The sequence below is a fragment of the Pseudonocardia nantongensis genome (assembly GCF_046546495.1).
Taxonomy (GTDB): domain Bacteria; phylum Actinomycetota; class Actinomycetes; order Mycobacteriales; family Pseudonocardiaceae; genus Pseudonocardia; species Pseudonocardia nantongensis.
In genome coordinates this window covers 16,818-40,003 of the sequence record NZ_JBKGXT010000019.1, presented here as the reverse complement: position 1 = coordinate 40,003, position 23,186 = coordinate 16,818, and the positions used below count along the sequence as shown (strand labels likewise).

The following is a 23,186-nucleotide window of genomic DNA, read 5'->3' as shown; positions in this document are numbered from 1 at the left end:
ACGAGGCAGTAGCTGGGGAGCGGTGCCCTTGTCGCATTCACGCGGGGCCGGCCCGACCATCGGGGATGGGGCCGGCCCCGCATCGCGTGTACGGGGCCGCCGCCGTCCGCGCGGTGTCGCCGGGTGCGCGACACTGGCGGCATGACACCGCCGGACACCTCGCCCACCGATCCGTGGAGCTGGCCGGACGACTGGAATGCGCAGGCCACGACCGACCTCGCCGACCACCTCGAACAGGCCGCCCGGGCGTTGCGCGACGGCCGCGCGGTCGTCCGGCGGAGCGCGACCAGCCGAGCGTCGAGCGGGCCGAACCAGCTCGCCGTCGACCTGTCCTGGACGCCGGCCCCGCCCGACGGCGGCTGACCCGCGGCCGCGCGCAGCGCCGATCCGACGGGGGCACGACCGGTGCCGCCGGTGGCCCATGCCGATCCGCCGCCGGCATGACCGGCGCCGCCGATGACGCGAGGCAGTGCGGCGTCGAGCCTGCCGCGCTGCCCGCTCATGCCACCCTCGCGTAGTCGGATTGTCGTCGTGGTCGTTGCTGGGGGTCGATCCAGCGGGGTGGGACGAACTCCGGGAGCCCGTCGCGGATCCGCACGATCCAGGCCGAGTGGTGCAGCAGCCGGTGGTGGACCTTGCAGAGCATCACGCAGTTCGCCAGCGAGGTCTCACCCCACAGTTCCCACGGCACGATGTGGTGGACCTCGCACCAGGACGGGGACCGGTCGCAGCCTGGATGGGCGCATCCACGGTCGCGGGCGGTGACCGCCCGCCGGATCCCCTCCGGAACGGTGCGGGTGGCCCGTCCGATGTCAAGGGGCTGGCCGGCGCCGTTCAGCACGATCGGCACGACCGCCGCGTCACAGGCCAGCATCCGCAGGCTCTGCGGGGTGCACCGCCCACCGAAGTCCAGCACCGCGCCACGGGCCCGGCGCTGCAGGTCCTCCAGCCCGATCAGTACCGAGATCACCGGACGCCGCCCGCCGGTCTCGGGCAGCCGGCCGTCGTCGAGGCTGTTCGCGCAGACCTCGGCCAGCGCCTCGGCCTGCCGCTCCTCCGGTGAGCGGTCGTCGGTGGCGGTGCGGGGCGCGGCGAGTGCGTCGACCGCGGTCGCGATCGCGTCGAACAGGACCGGATCGTCGAACCGGCCCCGCAACGTGCCCCCGGAACCATCCCGGTGCGGGACGACTTTCAGGGTGTTGCGTTGTGGTGGCGGGGTGTCGTCGGGGGCCGGGCCGTCCTCGTCGAGGGCGTCGATCAGCCGGGTCGCCCAGGTGTGCAGCTCGGCCGGGGTGAACACGCACGCGTGTTCGGCGATCTCGGCCTCCGCGCCGGCGAGCCGCTCCGGATCGACCCGCCGCGCGGCATGGCTACCGAGCACGGTGGCGATCACGTGCACGTGCCGCAACCCGATCCGGCCCTCGGCGAAGCGCTGCGCGGTCGCCGGCAACACGGCCGGCAACTCGGTGCCGTCCAGGGCGATGCGCGGGTGCACCTGCTCGGCGACCACGGTGCGGCGGCGAGCCTCGGCCCGGTCCCAGTTCAACAGGTCGGCCAACGCCAGAGCCGGGTTGCGGTAGCCGCGCTCGGCGAAGGCACCGTCGCGGTCCAAGGACGCGACCGTGGACACCGTGACCCGGTCCAGCCGGCGCACCGCACCCTCGCACAAGGTCAGCACCGACAGCCGCTCCTCGGCGGTCGCGCCGGGACCGGCGGCCCCGTCCAGCGCAGCGACCGCCTCGACGAGCAGGCGGTTGCGCGGCGGCCAGCCGGTCGGTGGACATACACCCATCGTACTCGAACTAGTGTTCGAGTGCGGGTTCGTCGTCGCAGGTCACCGACCACTCGGCGATGACCTGCATCCGGGTGTTACCGGTCGGCGGCCCGGCTCACAACCGGTGGCCGGCCCGATGTACTGCTGGCCGGGCGCACCTCGTCCGCGAGCCCACCACCGAATCTCCGCGTCCGTGAGGTCGAGGTCCTCCCCCTGCTCCACAGGCCGGGCCCGAGCCGGTTCCCTCCCGGACATGGAGGACCGGGAACCGGGTAGAAGGGTCGGTATGCAGTGGAGCGGGAGTGCGGAGACCGCCGACGCCGTCGTGGTCGGGGCCGGGCACAACGGGCTCGTCGCGGCGAACCTGCTGGCCGACGCCGGCTGGGACGTCCTGGTCTGTGAGGCCGCCGAGGCCCCCGGTGGCGCGGTGCGCTCCGCGGAGATCACCGCGCCCGGGTTCGTCAGCGACCTGGCGAGCGCGTTCCACCCGGTCGGCGCGGCGTCACCGGTGCTGCGCGAACTCGACCTGCCGGCGCACGGACTGCGGTGGCGTCACGCCCCGGCGGTCCTCGCGCACCCGACCCTCGACGGCCGGTGCGCGGTGCTGCACCGCTCGCTCGACGACACCGCCGCGGCCCTGGACCGGGAGCAGCCCGGCGACGGTGCCGCCTGGCGCGCGCTGGCCGCGGAGTGGGACCGGATCGGCGACGCGGTGCTCGACGCGGCCCTGCGGCCTTTCCCACCCGTCCGTCCAGCACTCCGGCTGGCCCACCGGCTCGGCGCCGGGGACACGCTGCGGCTGGCCCGAATGCTGCTCCAGCCGGTCGTCCGGATGGCCGCCGAGCGGTTCGGCGGGTCGGCGCCCGCGCTGCTGCTGGCCGGCAACGCCCTGCACACCGACCTGGGCCCGGACAGCGCGGCCGGCGCCGCCTACGGCTGGCTGCTCACGATGCTGGGCCAGCAGGGCGGGTTCCCGGTCCCCGCCGGCGGGGCCGGTGCGCTGACCGACGCGCTGGTCGCCCGGCTGCACGCACGGGGCGGCCGGCTGGAGTGCCACCGCCCGATCCACACCGTGCAGGTCGACGGGGGCCGCGCCACCGGGGTGGTGGACGCGGCCGGTGGCCGGGTGCGGGCCCGCCGGGCCGTGCTCGCCGACGTCGACGCCCCGCGCCTCTACCGGGAGCTGGTCGGCGAGGCGCACCTGCCGGCCCGGTTCGTCGCCGACCTCGACCGGTTCCAGTGGGACTTCTCCACCGTCAAGCTCGACTGGGCGCTGGACGGGCCGGTGCCCTGGACGGCCGAGGACGCCCGGTCCGCAGGCACCGTGCACCTGGGCGCGGACCTCGACGGCCTGCGCCGCTACACCGCCGACCTCACCGCCGGCCGGCTGCCCGACGACCCGTTCCTGCTGTTCGGCCAGATGACGACGGCCGACCCGGACCGCTCCCCGCCCGGGACGGAGTCGGCGTGGGCGTACACGCACGTGCCGCGCGGGCTGGGCTGGGGCCGCGACGACGTGCTGCGCTGGGCCGATCGGATGGAAGGCGTCATCGAGGCGCACGCCCCGGGCTTCCGGTCCCGGATCCGGGCCCGCGCCGTCGCCGGACCGGCCGACCTGCAGGACCGCGACGGCAACCTGGTCGACGGCGCGATCACCGGCGGCACCTGCGCGCCGCACCAGCAGCTGGTGTTCCGGCCGGTCCCAGGCCTGGGCCGGGCGGACACCCCGGTCGAGCGGCTGTTCCTCTCCGGCGCGTCGGCGCACCCGGGTGGAGCGGTGCACGGCGCGCCCGGCGCGAACGCCGCGCGGGCCGCGCTCGCCGCGACCGGGCGCGCCGGGCCGCTCTACCGGGGCGCCGTGCGGTTCGCGCACCGCCGCCTCTACACCTGACGCGCCCGGCCGGGGGCCGGAGCGGGCCTCAGGCCTTGGCCTGCATGCTCCGCCGGGCCGGGTTGCCCTGCGGCTCGGCCTTCGGGTCCTTCTCGTTCATCTTCTGCTCGACGCCGGTCACGATCCGGTCCCCGACCTCCTGGTCGATCCGCCGCCAGTACTCGAACGCCCGCTCCAGCACCGGCTGCGTGACGCCGTTGAGCAGGTGCCCCACGACGTTGTCCACCAGCCGCTCGCGGGCGGCCTCGTCCATCACCTCGCGGACCAGGGTGTGCGGCTGGACCCAGTCGTCGTCCTCGGCATGGTCGACGTAGGCGGCGCGGGTGATCTCGCCGTCGGTGTGCCAGGACGGCGGCGCCCCGGACCGCTCGGTGTCCGCGTGCGGCCCGCCCTTGGAGTTCGGCGCGTAGACCGGGTCGCTCACCGGGTGGATCCGCATCGCACCGTCCTTGGAGTACGAGTGCACCGGCACCACCGGGGCGTTGACCGGGATCTGCTGGTAGTTACCCCCGAGCCGGTGCCGGTGCGAGTCGGCGTAGGAGAACAGCCGGGCCAGCAGCATCCGGTCCGGGCTGGGCCCGATCCCGGGGACCAGGTTGTTCGGCTGGAACGCCGCCTGCTCGATGTCGGTGTGGTTGTCGGTCGGGTTGCGGTCCAGCGTCATCCGGCCGACCTCGATCAGTGGGTAGTCGCCGTGCGGCCACACCTTGGTCAGGTCGAAGGGGTTGAACCGGTAGGTCGTGGCGTCGGCGAACGGCATGATCTGCACGTACAGCGTCCAGCTCGGGTACTCGCCGTCGCGGATGTGCTCGAACAGGTCACGGGTGTGGTAGTCGGTGTCCGCCGCCGCCATCTGGTCGGCCTCGTGCTGGGTGAAGTGCTCCTGGCCCTGGTCGGTCTTGAAGGTGTACTTCACCCAGGACCGCTCGCCCTCGGAGTTGATCCACATGTAGGTGTGCGACGTGTAGCCGTTCATGTGCCGCCAGGTGCGCGGGATGCCGCGGTCGCCCATCAGCCACGCGACCTGGTGCGCCGACTCCGGCGAGAGCGTCCAGAAGTCCCACTGCATGTCATGGTCGCGCAGGTTCGAGTCGGCGCGCCGCTTCTGGGACCGGATGAAGTGCTGGAACTTCATCGGATCCTTCACGAAGAAGACCGGCGTGTTGTTGCCGACCATGTCGTAGTTGCCCTCGGACGTGTAGAACTTCAGCGCGAAACCGCGCGGGTCGCGCCAGGTGTCGGGGCTGCCGCGCTCGCCGGCGACGGTGGAGAACCGGGCGACCATCTCGGTCGTCGTGCCGGGCTGGAACAGCGCCGCCCTCGTGTACTTCGCGATCTCGGGGTTGGTCACCTCGAACCGGCCGAACGCCCCGCTGCCCTTCGCGTGCGGCTGGCGCTCCGGGATCCGTTCGCGGTTGAACTGCGCCATCTGCTCGATCAGGTAGGCGTCCTGCAGCAGGATGGGACCGTCCGGCCCGACCGTCAGCGAGTGCTCGTCGGACTCGACCGGGGCGCCGGCGTCGTTCGTCGTCGGGATGTGGTTGGCAGCCATCTGCCCTCCTCCGTGGTGGGTGGTCGCGACGACCTCGCGTGCCCGTTCGGGCGGCTCCGAAACCGGGATCCCCGAACCCGGGCCGATCACACGTCCGTGACCCGGTTCCCGGAGCGTCCAGCGGGGTAGACCCACCCCATGAGCCATCCGGAGATCCTGGCGCGCTACCGGCGGGCGTGTGACTACCTGGCCCTGGCGATGATCTACCTGCGGGACGACGTCCTGGTCCGGCGGCCGCTACGCACGGCGGACCTCAAGCCTCGCGTGCTGGGGCACTGGGGAACCTGTCCGGGTCTGAACCTGATCCACACCGGGCTGAACGACGTCGTCGGGCGGACCGGGCGGCGGACCCTGCTGGTGACCGGCCCCGGTCACGGGGCGCCGGCGATCCACGCGAACCTGTGGCTGGAGGGCAGCCACGCCGACCGGGACCCGGCGCTGGCCCGGACCGGCGACGGCCTGGCCGAGCTGGTCCGGCGGTTCTCCTGGCCCGGCGGGTTCCCCAGCCACCTCTCGCCCGAGGTGCCCGGAGTCATCCACGAGGGCGGCGAGCTGGGGTACGCGCTGGCCACCGCCGCCGGTGCCGCGATGGACCGGCCCGACCTGCTGGTCGCCTGTGTCGTCGGCGACGGCGAGGCGGAGACCGGGCCGACCGCCGGGTCCTGGCAGACCAGCGCCTTCCTCGACCCGGACACCGACGGCGCCGTGCTGCCGATCCTGCACCTCAACGGCGCCAAGATCTCCTCCCCCAGCGTCTACGCCTCGATGTCCGACGACGAGCTGCGCGCCTACTTCACCGGGTGCGGCTGGGAGCCGGTCGTCGTGGACGTCACCGGGTACGACGACCCGCACGACCCGCGGGCCGACCGGGCGATGGCCGACGCGCTCGAGGGTGCCTACCGCGATACCGGGCAGCGCCGTCGCGGCGACCGGCTGCCGATGATCGTGCTGCGGAGCCCGAAGGGCATGGGTGCCCCGGACCGCGACGCGGCGGGTGCCCCGCTGGCGGGCACGTTCCGCAGCCACCAGGTGCCGCTCGAGGCCGCGGAGCCGGACAGCATGATGCTGCTGGAGCGCTGGCTGCGCGCCTACCGCCCGGAGGAGCTCTTCGACGCCGACGGCAACCCGGAGCCCGACCTGCTCGGCGTCCCGCCCACCGGGGAGCTGCGCCTGGGGTCCGTTCCGGAGAGCGTCGGCGGTGCGCTGCGGCGTCCGCTGCCGCTGCCCGACCTGGAGCCCTACGCCGTGGACGTCCCGGCGCCGGCCGCGGTGACCGCCTCCCCCACCGGTACGGCAAGCCGGCTGCTCGCCGAGGTGATGCGCCGTACCGAGGATCGCCGGGACTTCCGGGTGGTCTGCCCGGACGAGCTGGACTCGAACCGGCTCGGCGCGGTGCTGGAGGCGACCGGGCGGGCCTTCGCGCGCGACCCCGGGGTGTACTCCGAGCACCTGACGCCGGGCGGCCGGGTCGTCGAGGTGCTGTCCGAGCACCTGTGCCAGGGGTGGTTGCAGGGCTACCTGCTCACCGGCCGGCACGGCGTCTTCCCGTGCTACGAGGCGTTCGCCTCCATCGTCGACAGCATGACGAACCAGTACGCCAAGTTCCTGACGATGTCGCGGTCGGTGCCGTGGCGGGAACCCGTCTCGTCGATGGTGTACCTGCTGACCTCGGACGGCTGGCGCCAGGAGCACAACGGTTACTCGCACCAGGGGGCCGGGTTCCTGTCGAACCTGCTCACCAAGCGCCCGGAGGTCACCGCGGTGCACCTGCCTGCGGACGCGAACTGCATGCTCGTCGTCACCGGGGACGTGCTGGCGGCGACCGACACCGTCGAGCTCGTCGTCACCGGCAAGCAGGACACCCCGGTGTGGCTGAGCCTCGACGAGGCGCGCGCGCACTGCCGGGCCGGCGCCGGGGTGTGGGAGTGGGCCGGTACCGGGACAGGCGACCCGGACGTCGTCCTGGCCTGTGCCGGGACAACCCCGACGATCGAGACGGTGGCGGCCGCCGGCCTGCTGCGCGAGCGCGCACCGGAGCTCGTCGTCCGGGTCGGCAACGTGCTGACACTGCGCGCGATCAGCGATCCGGCCACGGCCGCCGCGGGGATCGGCGCCGCCGAGTTCGAGCACTGTTTCGGCGCGGCGCCGACGCCGGTGGTCTTCGCCTTCCACGGCTACCCGTCCGCGGTGCACGAGCTGTTGCACGGCCGGCCGGACCCGAACCGGTTCCACGTGCACGGCTACCTGGAGGAGGGGACGACCACGACCCCGTACGCCCTGCTCGCCGACAACCGCATGACCCGGCACGACCTCGCCGCCGATGCGCTGCGGCGGGTGCGCGGGCCGGACGACCCCGGCGCCGCCGAGCTGGAACGCGAGCGCGACCGGCTGGTCGAGCACGCCGTCCGGGAGGGGCAGGACGCCCCCGAGGCCACGACCGTGCCGCACCTGGCAAGGGGTGCCGCATGACCCGGGTGCTGACCGTCAACCCCGGTTCGCACAGCCTGCAGCTGCACGTCGTCGACGTCGGTGACGGGGACCGGTTCACCGTGGTCGACGAGCGTTCGCGCAGCACCCGGCCGGGCACCGACGAGGCGCGGGCGGACCTGCAGGCGATACTCGAGCACGAGCCCGAGGTCGTCGCGCAACGGCTCGTGCACGGCGGCACGCAGGTGCGCGAGCCCACGCCGGTGTCCGACGAGCTCGTCGAGGGGCTGCAGTCGCTCGTCCCGCTCGCCCCACAGCACCTTCCGGCGACCCTCGAGATCGTCGAGGTGCTCGGCGAGCTGGCGCCGCAGCTGACCCAGGTGCTGTGCCCGGACACCGGCTTCCACGCGGGCCTCCCGGAGCACGCCGCCGCCTACGCGCTGCCCGGGCCGTGGCGCCGCCGGTACGGGCTGCGCCGATTCGGTTTCCACGGCCTGTCCTGTTCGTGGGCGTTGCGCCGGGCCGCCGAGCGGCTCGGGCGCCCGGCCGGGGACCTGCGGCTGGTCGTCGCGCACCTGGGCGGCGGGTGCTCGGTGACGGCGGTGGACCGGGGCCACAGCGTCGACACCTCGATGGGCTTCACCCCGCTGGAGGGTGCGGCGATGTCCACCCGGTCCGGTTCGGTGGACCCCGGCCTGCTGCTGTGGCTGATCGAGCACGCCGGGCTGGGCGCCGCCGAGGTCCGGGAGCAGCTCTCGACGGCGTCCGGGCTGCTCGGGCTCTCCGACGGGCTGAGCAACGACACCCGCGACCTGGTCGCCGCGGCCGGGTCGGGCGACGACACCGCCGCCTTCGCGCTGTCGGTGTTCGAGCACCGGATCCGCCGCGAGATCGGCGCGGTGGCCGCGGCGCTGCCGCAGCTGGACGCGCTGGTGTTCACCGGCGAGATCGGCGCCGACCAGCCCGAGGTGCGCCAGGCCGTGACGGACGGCCTCGCTGTGCTCGGCCAGGTCGAGGTGGTGGTGGTCGACCCGGCCGAGCACTGCGAGCTGGCCGTGCAGGCCGCCCGGTCCGCCGGCTGAGCAGGGTCAGAGCATCGCGTCCAGCGTCACCGGCAGGTCCCGCACCCGCACGCCGGTGGCGTGCCAGGCCGCGTTCGCCACCGCGGCGGCCGTGCCGACGATCCCGATCTCACCGAGCCCCTTGGTGCCCATCGGGTTGACGTGCGGGTCGTGCTCGTCGATCCAGTCCGCCCGCAGGTCGGCCACGTCCGCCTGGGACGGCAGGTGGTACTCGGCCAGGTCGTGGTTGACCACGTGCCCGGTGCGCGGGTCGAACAGGCTGTGTTCGTGCAGGGCCATGCCCAGGCCCATCGTCATTCCGCCGAGCAGCTGCGAGCGGGCCAGCCGCGGGTTGACCACGCGGCCGACCGCGAACGTGCCGTGGAGGCGGGGCACCCGGATCTCACCGGTGTCGGCGTGCACCGCGACCTCGGCGAACTGGGCCCCGTAGGCCGACATCGCGTACCGCTGCGCGGCGTCGTTCTGCGGCACCTCGCCCCGGGCCGCGTCACCGTCGGCAGGGTCGTCACCGAAGCGCTTGCGGAACTCCTGTGCGGTCACCACGAGCGTCGAGCCCCAGGTGTTGATCCCGGAGGAGCCGCCGGCCACCGATGCCATCGGGTGCTCGGTGTCGCCGATCTGCACGTCGACCTCGTCCACCGCGACGTCGAGCGCGTCCGCGACGATCTGGACCAGCGCCGTCCAGGTGCCGGTGCCGAGGTCGGCGGCGCCGATCCGGGCCACGTAGCGCCCGTCCACCCGGGCGATCTCGGCCTCGGAGGCGGGCATTCGCATCGTCGGGTAGACCGAGGCGGCCACCCCGGTCCCCCACCGCCAGCCGCCGTGCGACCGCACGCCGGGCCGCGGGTCGCGGTCCGGCCAGCCGAAGTCCTCGGCGCCGCGGCGCAGGCAGGCGAGCAGGTTCCGGGACGAGAACGGGAGTCCGGAGTCGGGATCGGTGTCCGGCTCGTTGCGCACCCGCAGCTCGATCGGGTCGATGCCGAGTTCGTGGGCGAGCTCGTCCATCGCGACCTCGGGCCCGAACATGCCCGGACACTCGCCCGGGGCCCGCATCCAGGACGGGATCGGCACGTCGAGCGCGGCGAGGCGGGTGGTGGTCCGCCGGTTCGGCGCGGCGTACATGGTGCGGGCCGGCAGCACGGTCTGCTCGGCGAACTCCTTGATCCGTGACGTCTGCTCGACGACGTCGTTCGCGATCGCGGTGAGCCGCCCGTCGTCCCCGGCGGCCAGCGCCACCTGCTGGATGATCGGCGGACGGTAGCCGGCGAGGGAGAACATCTGCTGCCGGGTCAGCGCCAGGCGCACCGGCCGGCCCGGCACGGCACGGGCCGCCAGAGCCGCGGTGACCACGTTCTGGTGCGGGATGCCCTTGGAGCCGAACCCGCCGCCGACGTAGGGGCAGACGACCCGGACCTGTTCGGGCTCCAGGCCGAGCACGGTGCACATCGTGTCGCGGACGGTGTGCACGCCCTGGGTGGAGTCCCACAGTGTCAGCGACCCGGATCCGCCGTGGCCGTCCGGCTCCCACAGAGCCGTCGTGGCGTGCGGCTCCATCGGGTTGTTGTGCAACATCGGGGTCCTGTAGACGCGCTCGATCCGCACCGGTCCGGCCGCCACGGCGGCGTCCACGTCGCCCTCGGCGGAGTCCGGCGGGTCGCCGGTCTCGACCTGCTCGGGGCGGTAGAGATCGGAGCGGTCCGCCGAGAAGTGCGTGTCCCCCGGCTGCTCGTCGTAGCCGAGGTCGACGAGGTCGGCGGCGTACCGCGCCTGCTCGAAGGTCTCGGCGACCACGACCGCGACGACCTGGCCGCGGAAGTGCACCTCGTCGTCCTGCAGGATCGCGTACTCGGCGTCGCCGGTGTCGGCCAGGCGTTCGGCCGTGGCCGGGGTCAGCACCGCGAGCACGCCGCCTGCCGTCCGTGCGACCGCCGGATCCACGCCGGTGATCCGACCGCGGGCGATCGAGGCCTGCACGATCCGGCAGTACACCGGGTCGGCGGCCGGTGTGTCGTCGGCGTAGGTCGCGGTGCCGAGGACCTTCTGCGGCCCGTCCCGCCGCTCCAGACCGGCGCCGATGGCGCGCGGTTCGAGTGTCCCGGTCATTGCTCAGGCCTCCTGTCGGGCGAGATCGCGCAGCGTGCCGGTCAGCGTCCGGGTCAGCAGCGGGATCTTGAACGCGTTCCCGCCGTCGAACCCGTCCTGCGGGCGGGCGTCGGCGAGCTCCGCCTCGGCGGCCGCCCGGAACGTGTCGTCGGACGGGGTCGCGCCGCGCAGCACCTGCTCGGCGCGGTGCGCCCGCCACGGCCGGTGCGCCACTCCCCCGAACGCCACCCGGGCATCGGTCACGCGGGAGTCGGTGACCTCCAGGGCGGCCGCGACCGAGACCAGCGCGAACGCGTACGACGCGCGATCGCGGACCTTGCGGTAGTCCGAGCGGGCGGCGATCGGGAGATCGGGCAGCACGATCGCGGTGATCAGCTCACCGTGCTCGAGCACGGTGTCGCGTTCGGGCGTGTCCCCGGGCAGCCGGTGCAGCTCGCCGAACGGCACGTTGCGTTCCCCGTCCGGGCCGAGCACCTCCACCTGCGCGTCGAGGGCGGTCAGGGCGACCGCCATGTCCGACGGGTGGGTGGCGATGCAGTGCTCGGAGGCGCCGAGGATCGCGTGCTGGCGGGTGGCGCCGCCGATCGCCGAGCAGCCGCTGCCGGGGCTGCGCTTGTTGCACGGCGTGGTGACGTCCTGGAAGTACACGCACCGGGTGCGCTGCAACGGGTTGCCACCGGTGGTCGCCATGTTGCGCAGCTGACCGGACGCCCCGGACAGCAGCGCCCTGGCGAGCATCGGGTAGCGCTCACGGACCCGGTCGTCGGCGGCCAGGTCGGCGTTCGCCACGCCCGCGCCGACGCGCAGCCCGCCGCCGTCGTCGCTGATCCCGGCCGGGAGCAGCCCGGTCACATCGACGAGCAGGCCCGGCTCCGCGACGCCGAGCCGCAGGTGGTCGACGAGGTTGGTGCCGCCGCCGAGGAACGCCGCGTCCGGTCGTTCGGCGACCGTGGCCACCGCGGTCGCGGCGTCGTCGGGTGCGCGGTAGTCGAACGGCCTCATCGCCGGCCCTCCCGCTCGTGGGCGGCCCGGGCCACGGCGGCGCGGATGCCGAGGTAGGCACCGCATCGGCAGAGGTTCCCGCTCATCCGCTCGGCGATCTCGGCGTCGTCGAGCTCGGGGGTGCCGGTGAGGTCCCCGGTGACCGCGCTGGGGCGACCGCGGTCGAGCTCGTCGAGCATGCCGACCGCGGAGCACACCTGCCCGGGGGTGCAGAAGCCGCACTGGAAGCCGTCCTCGCCGACGAGCGCGCGCTGCACCGGGTGCTCCCGGCCGGTGGCGATCCCGCCCCGGGCCCCGGCGAGGCCGTCGGCGGTGACGACCTCCGCACCGTCGCGGGTCACGGCGAGGGTCAGGCAGGACAGCACCCGGATCCCGTCGACGAGCACGGTGCAGCTGCCGCACTGGCCGTGGTCGCACCCCTTCTTCGGACTGGTGACGCCGAGGCGCTGGCGCAGCGCGTCGAGCAACGAGGCGCGGGGGTCGACGCTCAGCCGCCGCTGCGCCCCGTCGACGTGCAGGGTCAGTTCGTGGTCCATACGCCCTCGACTTCCCGGGACGGCGGAGGTCAACCCTCCGGATCGCCGCCGCCGGGCCGGAGTTCGTCGAGCGCGATCGCGGTCTGGGCGTAGGCGTTGCGGTCGGTGTCGAGGAAGATCCGGTTGCCGCGGGCGGCGATCCGCTGCTCGACGGTGAGCGCGTCCGGGTCGTCCGCGGCGAGCCGCTCGGCCATCGCCCGGCTCAGCGCGCGGACGTCGTCGAAGCCGGCGCCGCGCTCCAGCGGGCGAGGACGTGGTAGCCGCTGCCCCCGGTCGCCTCAGGTGCGGCACCAGCCCGACCGCGTCGAACAGGTCGCGGGCGGCCCGCACGGCGCGGCGCAGCTCGCCCAGGTCGCCGCGTTCCGGCGGGTCCAGGTCGAGCACCAGCAGGTCCGCCGACGTCGAGGTCGTCGGTGTGCGAGAGCCACCGGTGCAGCTCCAGGCACGCCTGGTCGGCCAGGTAGCGCAGGTCCCCGACGTTGCCGGCGACCACGTGCTCGACGTGCCCGCGCCGGGTGTCGGCAGCCACGTCGACGGTCTCGACGGAGTCGGGCGGGTCGGCGGTCATGTGCACCGACTACCCGCGGGCACCGCGGACCAACGGGGTGACCCGGAGCCGGTGATGCGGTCGTCCGCGCGGACCGGTGTGGACCCGGTCCTGCCGGGAACCCACCCGTCATGACCGCACACGAGAAGCCGGAACCGGAGGACCGCCACGTACCGGGGGTCGGCGGCCCCGGAGCGACCGACACCGGAGCCGACGGACGGTCGGCGTTGCGGCTGCACGCGGGCATCTCGGTACTCGCGGTGTTGCTCACGGCGTTCGTCACGGTGCTGTTCGCGACCATGCTCGACGCACCCGTGCTGGCAGTGGTGTTCGGAGTGGTCACGCTGGCCTGCCTCGCCTGGGGGCTGCGTGCGGTGCAGCGGCTGCGCGCCGGGGACCGCCCCCGGGGAACCGATCGGGCCGGCTGACTCCTGTGGTGCCGCCCGGTGTCCCAGGGGCAGCCTCGGGGCCCCGCGGAGACGAGGGGGAACGGCCCGCCGGGCCGCGGCCGCGGGCAGGACGGGATCGGCGAGGATCCCCACCACGATCCGCTGCGCCTCGCCGACGGTGTCGCCGACCCGTCCGGCGGCGCGTCGCCGGAGTGCTCCGCCGACGCCCCGCCGTCGTCGACGGAGGCATGTGGGGTGTACCCGTCCCCGCCTGCCCGTCGTGCCGGGACCGGAACGGGCGACCTCGTCACACCAGGTCGCGCGGGACCGAGGTGTTGTGGTCGATCGAGGCGATCCGGGTCTCCCCGCGGTAGGCGTCCAACGTGGCGCGCAGGTGGAAGTCCTCAGTGTCCGAGGTCTGCACGGTGCGAGTGACCGCGCTGGCCTCGTGCTGACCGCGGCGGAACGTCACGGTCGCCCGGACCTCACCGCGGACCGACGAGATGTCGTCCCCGCGGGCCGAGTACCGCTCCTCCACACGCTGGTCGACCTCCAGCCCGTCCGGGTACCGCACGCAGCCGAGGTCCTTGACCACCAGCAGCTCCGAGACGTACTCGACGAGGTCACGGCGCACCTCCCAGCGCTGGTCGCCCGGACGCACCTGCACCGCCGTGAGCGGGGTGACGCCCTCCGCGGGCCCGAACGGGTCCACCTCGGCGCCGTCCGGCGCGTCGGCGTCGCGCACCGGCAGCACCACCTCCGACTCCCCGGCCACGACGGTCAGCTGCACCGGCTCGGGCGGCGGCCAGGCCAGCGGCCAGTACGACGTGGACAGCGACACCCGGATCCGGTGCCCGGCCGGGAAGTGCTGGGCCACACCGTTGAGCGGGACCCGCACCCGGTAGCGGCGGCCGGGCTCGAGCGGTTCCGGCTCCGCGTTCGACTCGCGGTGGGTCAGGTTCAGCAACCCGTAGGTGACTCGGGTGGCCGCGCCGTCCGGAGCCACGTCGGAGAGCCGGGCGGCGACCATCGCGACCGGGGCGTTGGAGGCGACCACCAGATCGACCGCAGGCGCACCCAGGATCTCCAGCGGCTCGGCGAGCGGGCCGGTCTCGAACACCAGCGAGCCGCCATCCTCCTCCCGCTGGTCGTAGGGCAGGTCCGGCGGGGCGTTGTAGGAACACCACTTCCCGGCGAACTGGCCCACCGACAGCGGCGAGCTCACCGTGAGCTCCTCCTCCGGCCCGGTGTCCTCCGGCCCGCCGATCCGGCCCGGCAGCAGCGTCCGCCGTTCGGCCTCGACCTGCGGGGACGGCCAGGACGACTCGCCGACCCAACGGCCGGGCCGGTCCTCATAGGCCGTCGACGGCGGGACGCTGTCCTGCATCCAGGTGTACAGGCTCGGCCCCTCGTCGACGCCGTTGTCGGCGCCGGCCAGCCAGTGGTCGAACCAGCGCACGAGCTCCTGCAGGAACCCGATGGCCGGCCCCGGGTTCCCCAGGTGCGGGTAGGTGTGTGACCAGGGCCCGATCAGGCCACGGCGGGGCACGTCGAGGCGTTCGACGAGCCGGAACACCGAGTTCGAGTAGCCGTCGGCCCACCCGCTCACGGCCAGCACCGGGCACTCGATCGCCGAGTAGTCCTCGCAGACCGACCCGTGGCGCCAGTAGTCGTCCCGGCGCTGGTGCTGCAGCCACTTCTCGGCCCAGAGGCCGCTGCCGTGCAGGCGCTGCAGCCACGCGTCCTCCCAGCCCTCCCCGAACGCGTCCGGGTCGGGCGGGCAGGCGTTGAACGAGAACATCGTCGACGCCCAGGACAGGTTGTCCCCGAGCAGGCAGCCGCCCATGTAGTGGACGTCGTCGGCGTAGCGGTCGTCGGTGGAGCAGACGCTGGCGATCGCGCCCAACGACTCCGGCCGGCGGGCGGCGACCTGCAGCGCGTTGAACCCGCCCCACGAGATCCCCATCATCCCGGTCCGGCCCGAGCACCAGGGCTGCGCGGCGAGCCAGGCGAGCACCTCCTCGGCGTCGTCGAACTCCTCGTGGAGGTACTCGTCGGTCAGCACGCCGTCCGAGTCACCGCTGCCGCGCAGGTCCACCCGCACCCCGGCGATGCCGTGACCGGCCAGGTACGGGTGGTGCACCGAGTCGCGGATCGCGGTGAGGTCCCGCAGCCGGTACGGGATGAACTCGAGCACGGCCGGGACCGGCGTCCCGCTCTCCGGTCGCCAGATCCGCGCGGACAGCCGGGTGCCGTCGGCGAGCGGGATCCAGGTGTCCTCGCACTCCACCTTGAGCGGCAGGTCCTCCGGGTCGATGGTGCGCAACCGCGCTCCTCTCACTCGTCGAACTCGAACGGGAGCGCTTCGGCGCACCGGTGGAACCGGTCCGCCAGCTCCTGCTCGTCGCTTCCGCCGACGTAGATGTTGGCGATCTTGTAGCTGTAGCTGTCCTGGTCCGGGAGCTCGGAGAGCCGCTCCCCGGTGTTCACGATGACGTCCACCGTGACGCCCGGCACCGCACGCGTCACCTCGGCCACCTCGGCCACGGTCGGGACCCGGCGGGCCACGCCGTCGTCGAAACGGCGCAGGAACCACTTGGCCGCCATGGCGTGCCGACCCTCCCGGCGCGGCATCGCCGGGTCCTCACCGACCGCCAGCCGGACCATGGCGAGGTGGTTCGCGGCGCCGTCGACGTCGGCGAACAGCTCGGCGTGCGACTGCGAGTGCCGGGGGTTCACCTCCAGCACGGTGAGCCGGTCGGCGTCGGGGTTCCAGAAGAACTCCACGTTGACCGTGGTGTGGTCCAGCCCGATCCGGCGCACGATCTTCCCGGTCACCGACGCCATCCGTTCCACGACGCTCGACGGCACGGTCGACGGATAGACGAACCGGTCCTGGCTGGGCACGTCGGAACGGTTGACCGTGTCCACCACGCCGAGCACGTGCAGCTCCCCGTCGCGGGCCCAGCCCTCCAGGGTCACCTGCTGTCCCTCGACGGCCTCCTCCACCACGCAGGTCCGCCCGCCCCACTCGGCGAGCTCCGGCGGCGGGTGGTCCAGCGCCATCAGGTCGGAGAAGGGCTCGCCGACCCGACCGATGTCCTCGGCGATCCGGGTGAGGGCGTCGTGGAACCCTTCGGCGTCGGTGACCCGGAACGCCAGGTCGGAGGAGAACGCCTTGATCGGTTTCACCCACATCGGGAACGGCACGTTCTCCGGCGGCTCGGTGTCCCGGTCCGGGTCGACCAGCGCGAACACCGGGTACTCGTCGTCGAGCACGGCCTGCTGCTCGAGCCGGCTCCAGTACTTGTGCTCGCAGCGCAGCACCGCGTCCAGGGACGGGCCGGGGGTGCCGGCGTGCGCACACAGGAACGGCAGCATCGTGCTGACCGGGAAGTCCCAGAACCCGATGACGCCGTGCACCGGGCCGGCCGCGTCCAGCTCGGCCTTCGCCTTCGCGAGGAGGTCCAGCACGGGGATCTCGTCCCCGTACTGCAGCTCGTCGATGGTGAGCAGCGGCAGGAACCGGTACCGGTCGGCATCCGGCAGCCGATCGAGAACCTCCTGGTTGTGCTCGTCCAGTCCCAGGACCGCCACGGTCCGCTTCTCGTCGCTCACGAAGTCCCCCCGTCCGGCCCGGAGCCCGTACGGGCCCGCTCGATGGTCACCCGTCCGGTGCCGGCGGGGCAGGGCACGCCGCGGGCGGCGCGTGGGATGCGACTCGGCTGCGTTCTCATCGCCCTCCCAGTACCCGCCTCCACACGCGACAATCGCGGTGTGTGGCGTCAGTAACCCAACGCCGACCGCAGCTGGTCCTTGGTCATCGACGACCGGCCGCTGATCCCGGCGCGCTTCGCGTCGTCGTAGAGCTGCTGTCTGGTCTCGCCCTGCGGTCCGGTGCGCCGGCCGGAGCGCTTGCCGCCACGGTGCTCCGGCGAGACGTCCTTCGTGGACGTCGAGCTGGCCTGCCGCGACTCGCCCTCCTGGGCACGGTCCTTGTTGACCGTGCGCGAGGCGATCTCCTTCGCGCGCTGCTCGGAGCTGCCGCGCTCCTCGGTCTGCTCCTTGATGTGCTGGTACTGGCGTTCGCGCTTGCCGTTCCACTCCTGCGGCACCGTGCACCTCCGTGGTCGACGGGTGTCCCCGTCGCCGTACCCCGTGTGCCGAGCCCCACACCCGCGCCGTCGTGCGGCCGGGCGGGTCAGCGGTGGAGGAAGTCGACCAGGTGCCGGCGCGCCACGGCGGCCTCGCGTAGCGGTTGCATGATCCAGTTGTGGAACATGCCGGGGTACTCGTGCAGTTCGATCTCCTGCCCGACCCGCTCGGCGTCGCGGCGCAGCCGGCGCGCGTCGGCCAGCAGCAGGTCCCGGGTCCCGACGAACGCCGCGATCCGCCCCAGTCCGCGCAGGTCGGCGTGTACCGGACTGATCTCCGGGTCGTCGAGGGCGGTGCCGGCCGCGTACCAGCGTCCGGCCTGCCGAAGTCCCTCGATCCCCAGGGCCGGGTCGTGCGGCGCGATCTCGGTCGAGAGCGGGTCGCGCACGGCCAGGTCGAGCCACGGGGAGAACAGCCCGATCCGCGCCGGGACCGGCTCGTCGCGATCCCGCAGCAGCTGGGCCAGCGCGAGCGACAGCGCGCCGCCGCACGAGTCACCGAGCACGACCCGGTCCTCGGCCCGGTGCGCCGAGAGGAAGTGCTCGTAGCTGTGCTGCACCATCGGCCAGATGCTGCGGTGGTCGTGTCCGGGTGCCAGCGGGTACATCGGCAACGTGACGGTCGCGCCGAGCCGCCGGGCCAGCCAGCGGGCGAACAGCCAGTGGTGGGTTCCGGTCTGCTCCACGAAGCCGCCGCCGTGCAGGTGCAGCACGTGCAGGCCGGAGCCCTCGTCCCGCGGGGGCCGCAGGGTCCAGCAGTCGTGGCCGTCGACCCGGTCGTGCGCGATCCGGGCCGTCAGGCGCAGCCACTGCGGGGGGCCGGCCAGCGCCGGGTCCTGGTGCTCGTCGAGCCGGGCGCGCATCGTCGCGGCGCTGTCGTAGAACTCCGACACCCCCCGCCACCGCATGAGGTCGACGGCGACGCGAGCACGCAGGCTGATCCGCACCGGCTGCGGCGCGACCGGCGGGGTACCGGCTTCGGTTCGCGTCATGGCTCGGCGGTACCCGATGTACTCGCCGGGTACACGGTCGCGGCCCGGCGCCCGTCGCCGCGGGCCGGCGTGCGGCGCCACGTGGTCACCAGCGCGAAGGCCAGCAGCAGCTCGGCGATGTCCCCGCCGTAGTACATGAGCTCGGCGCCGCCGCGGCGCTGCTCCGGCGGCACCGGCAGGTCCACAGCCACCCCGGCGTAGATCAGCTGGGACAGCACGGCGTGCACGGTGATCGCCACCCCCAGCACGACCAGCCGGGCCGGCACCGAGGGCCGGCGCGGCGCGGGGTCCGGCCCCGCGATCGCCCAGGCGAACAGGCACCCGGACACCAGGAAGTGCGCGTGCACGCCGTGGTGCAGCGGCGGGTGGACGGTGGTGAGCGCGTAGAGCCCGGTCGTGTAGAGCACCACCATCCCGCCGACGGAGAGCACGAGCGCGGTCACCGGATGCGCGAGGACGTGCACCGGGGCACTGTTCAGCACCCGCCCGATCCGCCGTCCCGCCCACGCCGGGACCGACCGCAGCAGCAGGGTCACCGGGGCGCCGAGCACCAGCCCGAGCGGGGCGAGCATCGCGACGAGCAGGTGACCGAGCATGTGCTCCCTGAAGTCCCCGGTGGGGTAGGGCAACCACGCCGGGGTCAGGCCGAACGCGAGGGCCAGGCATCCCGCGAGGAAGGCGAGGGTCCGCCGGACGTCCCAGCGCCGGGCGTCGTGCCGGCGGGCGTGCGCCAGCCACAGGTAGCCGGCCGCCACGGCCACCGGGACGAGCAGCAACCACCCGGACGGCGCCACCCCCTGCCCGTGCACGGCATGCCCGGCCGGGGTCATCCGGCCGGACGGGACGTGGCCGGGCGGGATGCGCTGCGCTGCAACAGCCACCCGCCGGCGACCAGCACCGCCCCGAGCGCGAGGAAGCCGAGATCCCACCACAGCTGGTGCGGCCCGCCCCGCACGTGGTGGATGCCGAGCAGGTGGTGGTCGATCACGCCCTCGACGAGGTTGAACCCGCCCCAGCCCACGAGCACCCAGCCCCACAGCTCCCGCGAGCGCCACACCCGGCCCGGCGACCCGGTGATCCGCGAGTAGAGCAGTCCGAGCCCGATCAGGACGGCGAGCCAGGTGACCGTGTGGAACAACCCGTCCCAGACGGTGTTCATCTCCAGCCCGGGCACGGTGTCGACCGGATACTCGGGCAGGCCGAGGCTGTCGTCGCCGCTGCTGGAGAGCATGTGATGCCACTGCAGCAGCTGGTGCAGCAGGATCCCGTCGACGAACCCGCCCAGCCCGACCCCGAGGATCACCGAGGGCGTCGCGATCCCGGCCGGGCGGGCGGGGCCGCGTCGCGCTCGCTCTGTCATGCGTGCCTCATCCGGGCATGGTCTCCCCGCCGGTCGGGGCCAGCACCTCGCCGGTGTAGTACGACGAGAGCCGCTCCGCGGCGAAGAAGACGTACGAGGGAGCCAGCTCGTCCGGGTCGGCCGCCCGCCCGATCGGGGCCTGCTCGCCGAATCCCTCGACCTTGCCCTCCGGCATCGTGGCCGGGATCAACGGCGTCCACACCGGACCGGGCGCGACGCAGTTCACCCGGATCCCGCGCCCGATCAGCGACTGCGCCAGCGAGTACGTCAGCGACTGCACGGCCCCCTTTGTCGCCGCGTAGTCGAGGAGCGACTTGTTGCCGCGCAACCCGTTCACCGAACCTGTGTTGATCACTGCCGATCCGTTGCCGAGGTGCGGCAGCGCCGCCCGGGTGACCCGGAAGAAGCTGTGCACGTTGACGTCGAAGGTGCGCAGCCACTGCTCGTCGGTGATCTCCCCGAGGCCGTCGTAGGGCTTCTGGGTGGCGATGTTGTTCACCACCACGTCGAGCCGGCCCAGTTCCCGCACGGTCCGGTCCACGACGTCGGCACAGTGCCCGGCCTCGCCCAGGTCGCCGCGCAGCGTCAGGCAGCGCCGTCCCTGCTCGCGGACCAGCGACGCGGTGTGCTCGGCGTCGCCGTCCTCGGACAGGTAGGCCAGCGCGACGTCCGCGCCCTCCTTGGCGAAGGCGACGCAGACCGCCCGACCGATCCCGGAGTCGCCGCCGGTGACCAGGGCGGCCTTGCCCGCGAGCAGGTCGCGGCCCACCCAGCCGCGCATCTCGTCACGTGGCTGCGGGTCCAGTCCCCCGGTGCCTCCGGGCGGGTCCTGCTGCTGGGGCGGCGGCGCGTCACCGGCGTTCGGGTTCATGCGGCCGCCTCCGGACGGAACAACACCTTCACCGCTCCGTCGTGCTTCTGCTGGAACATCGCGTAGGCGTGCGGCGCGGTCTCGAGCGGGACGTGATGGGTGGCGAACCGCTCGGTGCCCAGCGGGTCGTCGTCGGTGAGCAGCGGCAGGATGCTCGGCACCCAGTGCCACACGTTGGCCTGGCCCATCCGCAGCTGGACCTGCTTGTCGAACAGGGTCAGCATCGGCATCGGATCGGCCATGCCGCCGTACACCCCGGACAACGAGATGGTCCCGCCGCGCCGGACCAGATCGATGGCCAGGCGCAGCGCGCCCATCCGGTCGGTCCCGGCCAGGGACATGACCTTCTCCCCCACGGCCGCGGGCAGCAGCCCGACCGCGTCGTGGGCGAGCTTGCCCACCGGGGAACCGTGGGCCTCCATCCCGACGGCGTCGATCACCGCGTCGGCGCCCCGGCCGGCGGTGCTCGCACGCACCGACTCGACGACGTGGTCGTGGCCGCCGTTCGCGTCGACCGTGGTGATCCCGTTCTGCCCGGCCCGGACCAGGCGCTGGGCGACCAGGTCGACGCCGATCACCTGCTCGACACCCTGGTGGCGAGCGATCCGCGTGCACATGTCGCCGATCGGGCCCAGCCCGAGGACCACCAGCGTCCCGCCCGGCGGGGTGGCGGCGTACTCCACCGCCTGCCAGGCCGTGGGCAGCACGTCGGACAGGAACACGAACCGGTCATCCGGCGGGCCCTCCGGGACCTTGATCGGCAACCGGTTCCCGAACGGCACCCGCAGGTACTCGGCCTGCCCGCCGGGCACCTGCCCGTAGAGCTTCGTGTAGCCGAACAGCGAGGCACCCGTGCCCTGCTCGCGGTTCTGGGTGGTCTCGCACTGGGACTGCAGGCCCCGGTCGCACATCCAGCAGTTCCCGCAGGACACGTTGAACGGGACGACGACCCGATCACCGGCCCGCAGCTCGGTGGCGTCCGGGCCGGTCTCCACGACCACGCCCATCGGCTCGTGCCCGAGGACGTCGCCCTCGGACAGGAACGGGCCCATCACCTCGTACAGGTGCAGGTCGGAGCCGCACAGCCCGGACGACGTGACCTGCACGACCACGTCGTCCGGTGCCTCGATCGTCGGGTCGGGCACGGTGTCCACCCGCACGTCGCGCCGCCCGTGATAGGTCAACGCCCGCATTCGGGCCTCCTCCTCGTCCGCCGTCGGTGCCGAGGCCGCCGGGGCGCTCGGGTCACCGGTGCGGCAGCGGCCGCACGGTCACCGGGCTACCCGGTGCGGGCCGCGTGAATCCCTCCCGCGCCGTCGTGCGGGGCGTGTCCTGCGGCCCCTATCGTCGGGAATGCCCGCGGCACGGTGCCGGTTGACCGGGTCGTGCACACCGGACGAGTGCGACGCGCGCCGGGGCCGCCGGCGTGAGCGGCCGGCAGCCCGGCGCGTTCCGGGTGGCCGTGGTGGCCCCGCTGCAGGGGCCGGAGGCGATCTACGGGCCGTCCTGCGTGCTGTGCGCCCGCCTGGCGGCCGAGGAGATCGACGACGCCGGTGGCGTGCTCGCCCGGCCGGTGCGGCTGCGGATCGTCGACGGCGGCGCGGACCCGCACCGGGTCGCCGCCGAGGTCGACCGGCTGATCTCCGCCGGGCAGGTGGACGCCGTGGTCGGCTGGCACCTGTCGGGCGTGCGTCGGCAGCTCGCCCGGCGGACCCGCGGCCGGGTGCCCTATGTCTACACCGCGCTCTACGAGGGCGGGGAGGTCACGCCGGGGGTGTTCGCGATCGGCGAGACCCCGGAGATCCAGCTGCGTCCGGCGCTGGACTGGATGGCGGACGAGATCGGGGTGCGGCGCTGGTTCGTCATCGGGAACGACTACGTCTGGCCGGCCCGGTCGACCGCGCTGGTCCGCCGGTTCCTGCGCGAACGCGACGACGTCCGGCTCGACGACGCGCAGTTCGTGCAGCTCGGGCGGTCCGACTTCGACCCGGTGCTGCGACGGATCGAGAGCAGCGGCTGCGACGGGGTGCTGACGTTCCTGGTCGGGCACGACGCCGTCGAGTTCCACCGCCAGTTCGCCCGGCGCGGCCTGGAGGACCAGTGCGCCCGGTTCTCCACGCTGATGGACGAGAGCATGCTCCGCGCGACGGGGGCCGCCGCCACCCGGGACGTGTTCGTCGCCTCCGGCTACTTCGAGGCGCTGCCCACCCCGGAGAGCCTGCAGTTCGGTGCCCGCTACGTCCGGCGCTTCGGGCCCGGTGCTCCGGTGCTCAACGGGCCCGGCGAGTCCTGCTACGAGGGCCTCTGGATGCTGGCGGACCTGGTGAACCGGACCGGCTCCGACGACGTCGCACGGCTGTGCGCGACCGCGGAGCACGCCCGCTACCACAGCCCGCGGGGCACCGTCCTGGTCGACGGGGCCCGCACCGAGCAGCGGATCTACCTCGCGACCGCCGACGACACCGGCTTCGACATCCTCGCCGGCCTCTGACCCACCCCTCCCCGC

The 23,186-nt window shown here is 73.8% G+C and carries 20 protein-coding genes; 6 read left to right on the top strand and 14 right to left on the bottom strand.

Translation table 11 applies throughout. The annotated features are described in order from the left end of the window. The first annotated feature begins 141 nt into the window (after positions 1-141). Positions 142-363 (top strand): hypothetical protein, encoded by a 222-nt coding sequence (locus ACLFMI_RS20010; RefSeq protein ID WP_410949439.1) that lies wholly within the window; start codon positions 142-144, stop codon positions 361-363. A 136-nt stretch (positions 364-499) separates the two neighbouring features. Here the strand turns inward: ACLFMI_RS20010 and ACLFMI_RS20005 are convergent, their stop codons facing one another. Continuing rightward, entirely contained in the window at positions 500-1,792 is a 1,293-nt protein-coding gene (locus ACLFMI_RS20005) for an HNH endonuclease signature motif containing protein (protein WP_410949438.1), read from the bottom strand. A 268-nt stretch (positions 1,793-2,060) separates the two neighbouring features. Between ACLFMI_RS20005 and ACLFMI_RS20000 the strand changes: the two genes are divergently transcribed. Next, the gene (locus tag ACLFMI_RS20000; RefSeq protein ID WP_410949437.1) at positions 2,061-3,665 is read left to right on the top strand and encodes a phytoene desaturase family protein; all 1,605 of its coding nucleotides are present in this window, start codon (positions 2,061-2,063) and stop codon (positions 3,663-3,665) included. A 28-nt stretch (positions 3,666-3,693) separates the two neighbouring features. Here ACLFMI_RS20000 and ACLFMI_RS19995 read toward each other — a convergent pair whose 3' ends face one another. Further along, positions 3,694-5,217: a catalase gene (locus ACLFMI_RS19995; RefSeq protein WP_410949436.1), complete on the bottom strand. Its 1,524-nt coding sequence runs from the start codon at positions 5,215-5,217 to the stop codon at positions 3,694-3,696. A gap of 138 nt (positions 5,218-5,355) precedes the next feature. Here ACLFMI_RS19995 and ACLFMI_RS19990 point away from each other — a divergent pair, with 138 nt between their 5' ends. After that, complete coding sequence (locus ACLFMI_RS19990; protein WP_410949435.1) at positions 5,356-7,686, top strand: phosphoketolase family protein; 2,331 nt, start codon at positions 5,356-5,358, stop codon at positions 7,684-7,686. Next, entirely contained in the window at positions 7,683-8,726 is a 1,044-nt protein-coding gene (locus ACLFMI_RS19985; protein WP_410949434.1) for an acetate/propionate family kinase, read from the top strand. Before ACLFMI_RS19990 ends, ACLFMI_RS19985 begins: the two co-directional genes overlap by 4 nt. A gap of 6 nt (positions 8,727-8,732) precedes the next feature. On the opposite strand, the gene ACLFMI_RS19980 is transcribed toward ACLFMI_RS19985, so the two are convergent. Genes ACLFMI_RS19980 through ligD form a run of 4 tightly spaced genes read right to left on the bottom strand, consistent with a single transcriptional unit; the run spans position 8,733 to position 12,561 of the window. Beyond that, a complete protein-coding gene (locus ACLFMI_RS19980; protein ID WP_410949433.1) occupies positions 8,733-10,829 on the bottom strand; it encodes a xanthine dehydrogenase family protein molybdopterin-binding subunit in 2,097 nt (698 codons plus the stop codon). Positions 10,830-10,832: 3 nt separating this feature from the next. After that, the gene (locus ACLFMI_RS19975) at positions 10,833-11,831 is read right to left on the bottom strand and encodes an FAD binding domain-containing protein (protein ID WP_410949432.1); all 999 of its coding nucleotides are present in this window, start codon (positions 11,829-11,831) and stop codon (positions 10,833-10,835) included. Then, positions 11,828-12,367 carry a (2Fe-2S)-binding protein gene (locus ACLFMI_RS19970; RefSeq protein ID WP_410949431.1) on the bottom strand — a complete coding sequence of 180 codons (540 nt, stop codon included), beginning with the start codon at positions 12,365-12,367 and terminating at the stop codon, positions 11,828-11,830. Before ACLFMI_RS19970 ends, ACLFMI_RS19975 begins: the two co-directional genes overlap by 4 nt. A 29-nt stretch (positions 12,368-12,396) precedes the next feature. Further along, positions 12,397-12,561 (bottom strand): non-homologous end-joining DNA ligase LigD, encoded by a 165-nt coding sequence (ligD, locus tag ACLFMI_RS19965; protein WP_410949430.1) that lies wholly within the window; start codon positions 12,559-12,561, stop codon positions 12,397-12,399. Positions 12,562-13,045: 484 nt separating this feature from the next. Between ligD and ACLFMI_RS19960 the strand changes: the two genes are divergently transcribed. Beyond that, on the top strand, positions 13,046-13,342 hold the full coding sequence (locus ACLFMI_RS19960) for a hypothetical protein (RefSeq protein WP_410949429.1): 297 nt from the start codon (positions 13,046-13,048) through the stop codon (positions 13,340-13,342). 268 nt (positions 13,343-13,610) lie between these two features. Here the strand turns inward: ACLFMI_RS19960 and ACLFMI_RS19955 are convergent, their stop codons facing one another. The 8 genes from ACLFMI_RS19955 to ACLFMI_RS19920 all read right to left on the bottom strand — a co-directional run bounded on the left by ACLFMI_RS19955 (position 13,611) and on the right by ACLFMI_RS19920 (position 21,873). Then, positions 13,611-15,629: a CocE/NonD family hydrolase gene (locus ACLFMI_RS19955; protein ID WP_410949428.1), complete on the bottom strand. Its 2,019-nt coding sequence runs from the start codon at positions 15,627-15,629 to the stop codon at positions 13,611-13,613. 11 nt (positions 15,630-15,640) lie between these two features. Continuing rightward, positions 15,641-16,921: an ATP-grasp domain-containing protein gene (locus ACLFMI_RS19950; protein WP_410949427.1), complete on the bottom strand. Its 1,281-nt coding sequence runs from the start codon at positions 16,919-16,921 to the stop codon at positions 15,641-15,643. 167 nt (positions 16,922-17,088) lie between these two features. Then, entirely contained in the window at positions 17,089-17,418 is a 330-nt protein-coding gene (locus ACLFMI_RS19945; protein ID WP_410949426.1) for a plasmid stabilization protein, read from the bottom strand. A gap of 86 nt (positions 17,419-17,504) precedes the next feature. Then, a complete protein-coding gene (locus ACLFMI_RS19940; protein WP_410949425.1) occupies positions 17,505-18,449 on the bottom strand; it encodes an alpha/beta hydrolase fold domain-containing protein in 945 nt (314 codons plus the stop codon). Then, positions 18,446-19,279 (bottom strand): cytochrome c oxidase assembly protein, encoded by an 834-nt coding sequence (locus tag ACLFMI_RS19935; RefSeq protein WP_410949424.1) that lies wholly within the window; start codon positions 19,277-19,279, stop codon positions 18,446-18,448. The genes ACLFMI_RS19940 and ACLFMI_RS19935 overlap by 4 nt, the downstream gene beginning before the upstream one ends. Next, positions 19,276-19,809 carry a DUF2243 domain-containing protein gene (locus ACLFMI_RS19930; protein ID WP_410949423.1) on the bottom strand — a complete coding sequence of 178 codons (534 nt, stop codon included), beginning with the start codon at positions 19,807-19,809 and terminating at the stop codon, positions 19,276-19,278. Before ACLFMI_RS19930 ends, ACLFMI_RS19935 begins: the two co-directional genes overlap by 4 nt. 7 nt (positions 19,810-19,816) lie before the next feature. After that, positions 19,817-20,680 (bottom strand): SDR family oxidoreductase, encoded by an 864-nt coding sequence (locus ACLFMI_RS19925; protein WP_410949422.1) that lies wholly within the window; start codon positions 20,678-20,680, stop codon positions 19,817-19,819. After that, a complete protein-coding gene (locus ACLFMI_RS19920) occupies positions 20,677-21,873 on the bottom strand; it encodes an alcohol dehydrogenase catalytic domain-containing protein (protein ID WP_410949421.1) in 1,197 nt (398 codons plus the stop codon). Before ACLFMI_RS19920 ends, ACLFMI_RS19925 begins: the two co-directional genes overlap by 4 nt. Positions 21,874-22,106: 233 nt before the next feature. On the opposite strand from ACLFMI_RS19920, the gene ACLFMI_RS19915 reads away from it, so the two are divergent. Next, a complete protein-coding gene (locus ACLFMI_RS19915; protein WP_410949420.1) occupies positions 22,107-23,171 on the top strand; it encodes a substrate-binding domain-containing protein in 1,065 nt (354 codons plus the stop codon). Positions 23,172-23,186 lie beyond the last annotated feature (15 nt).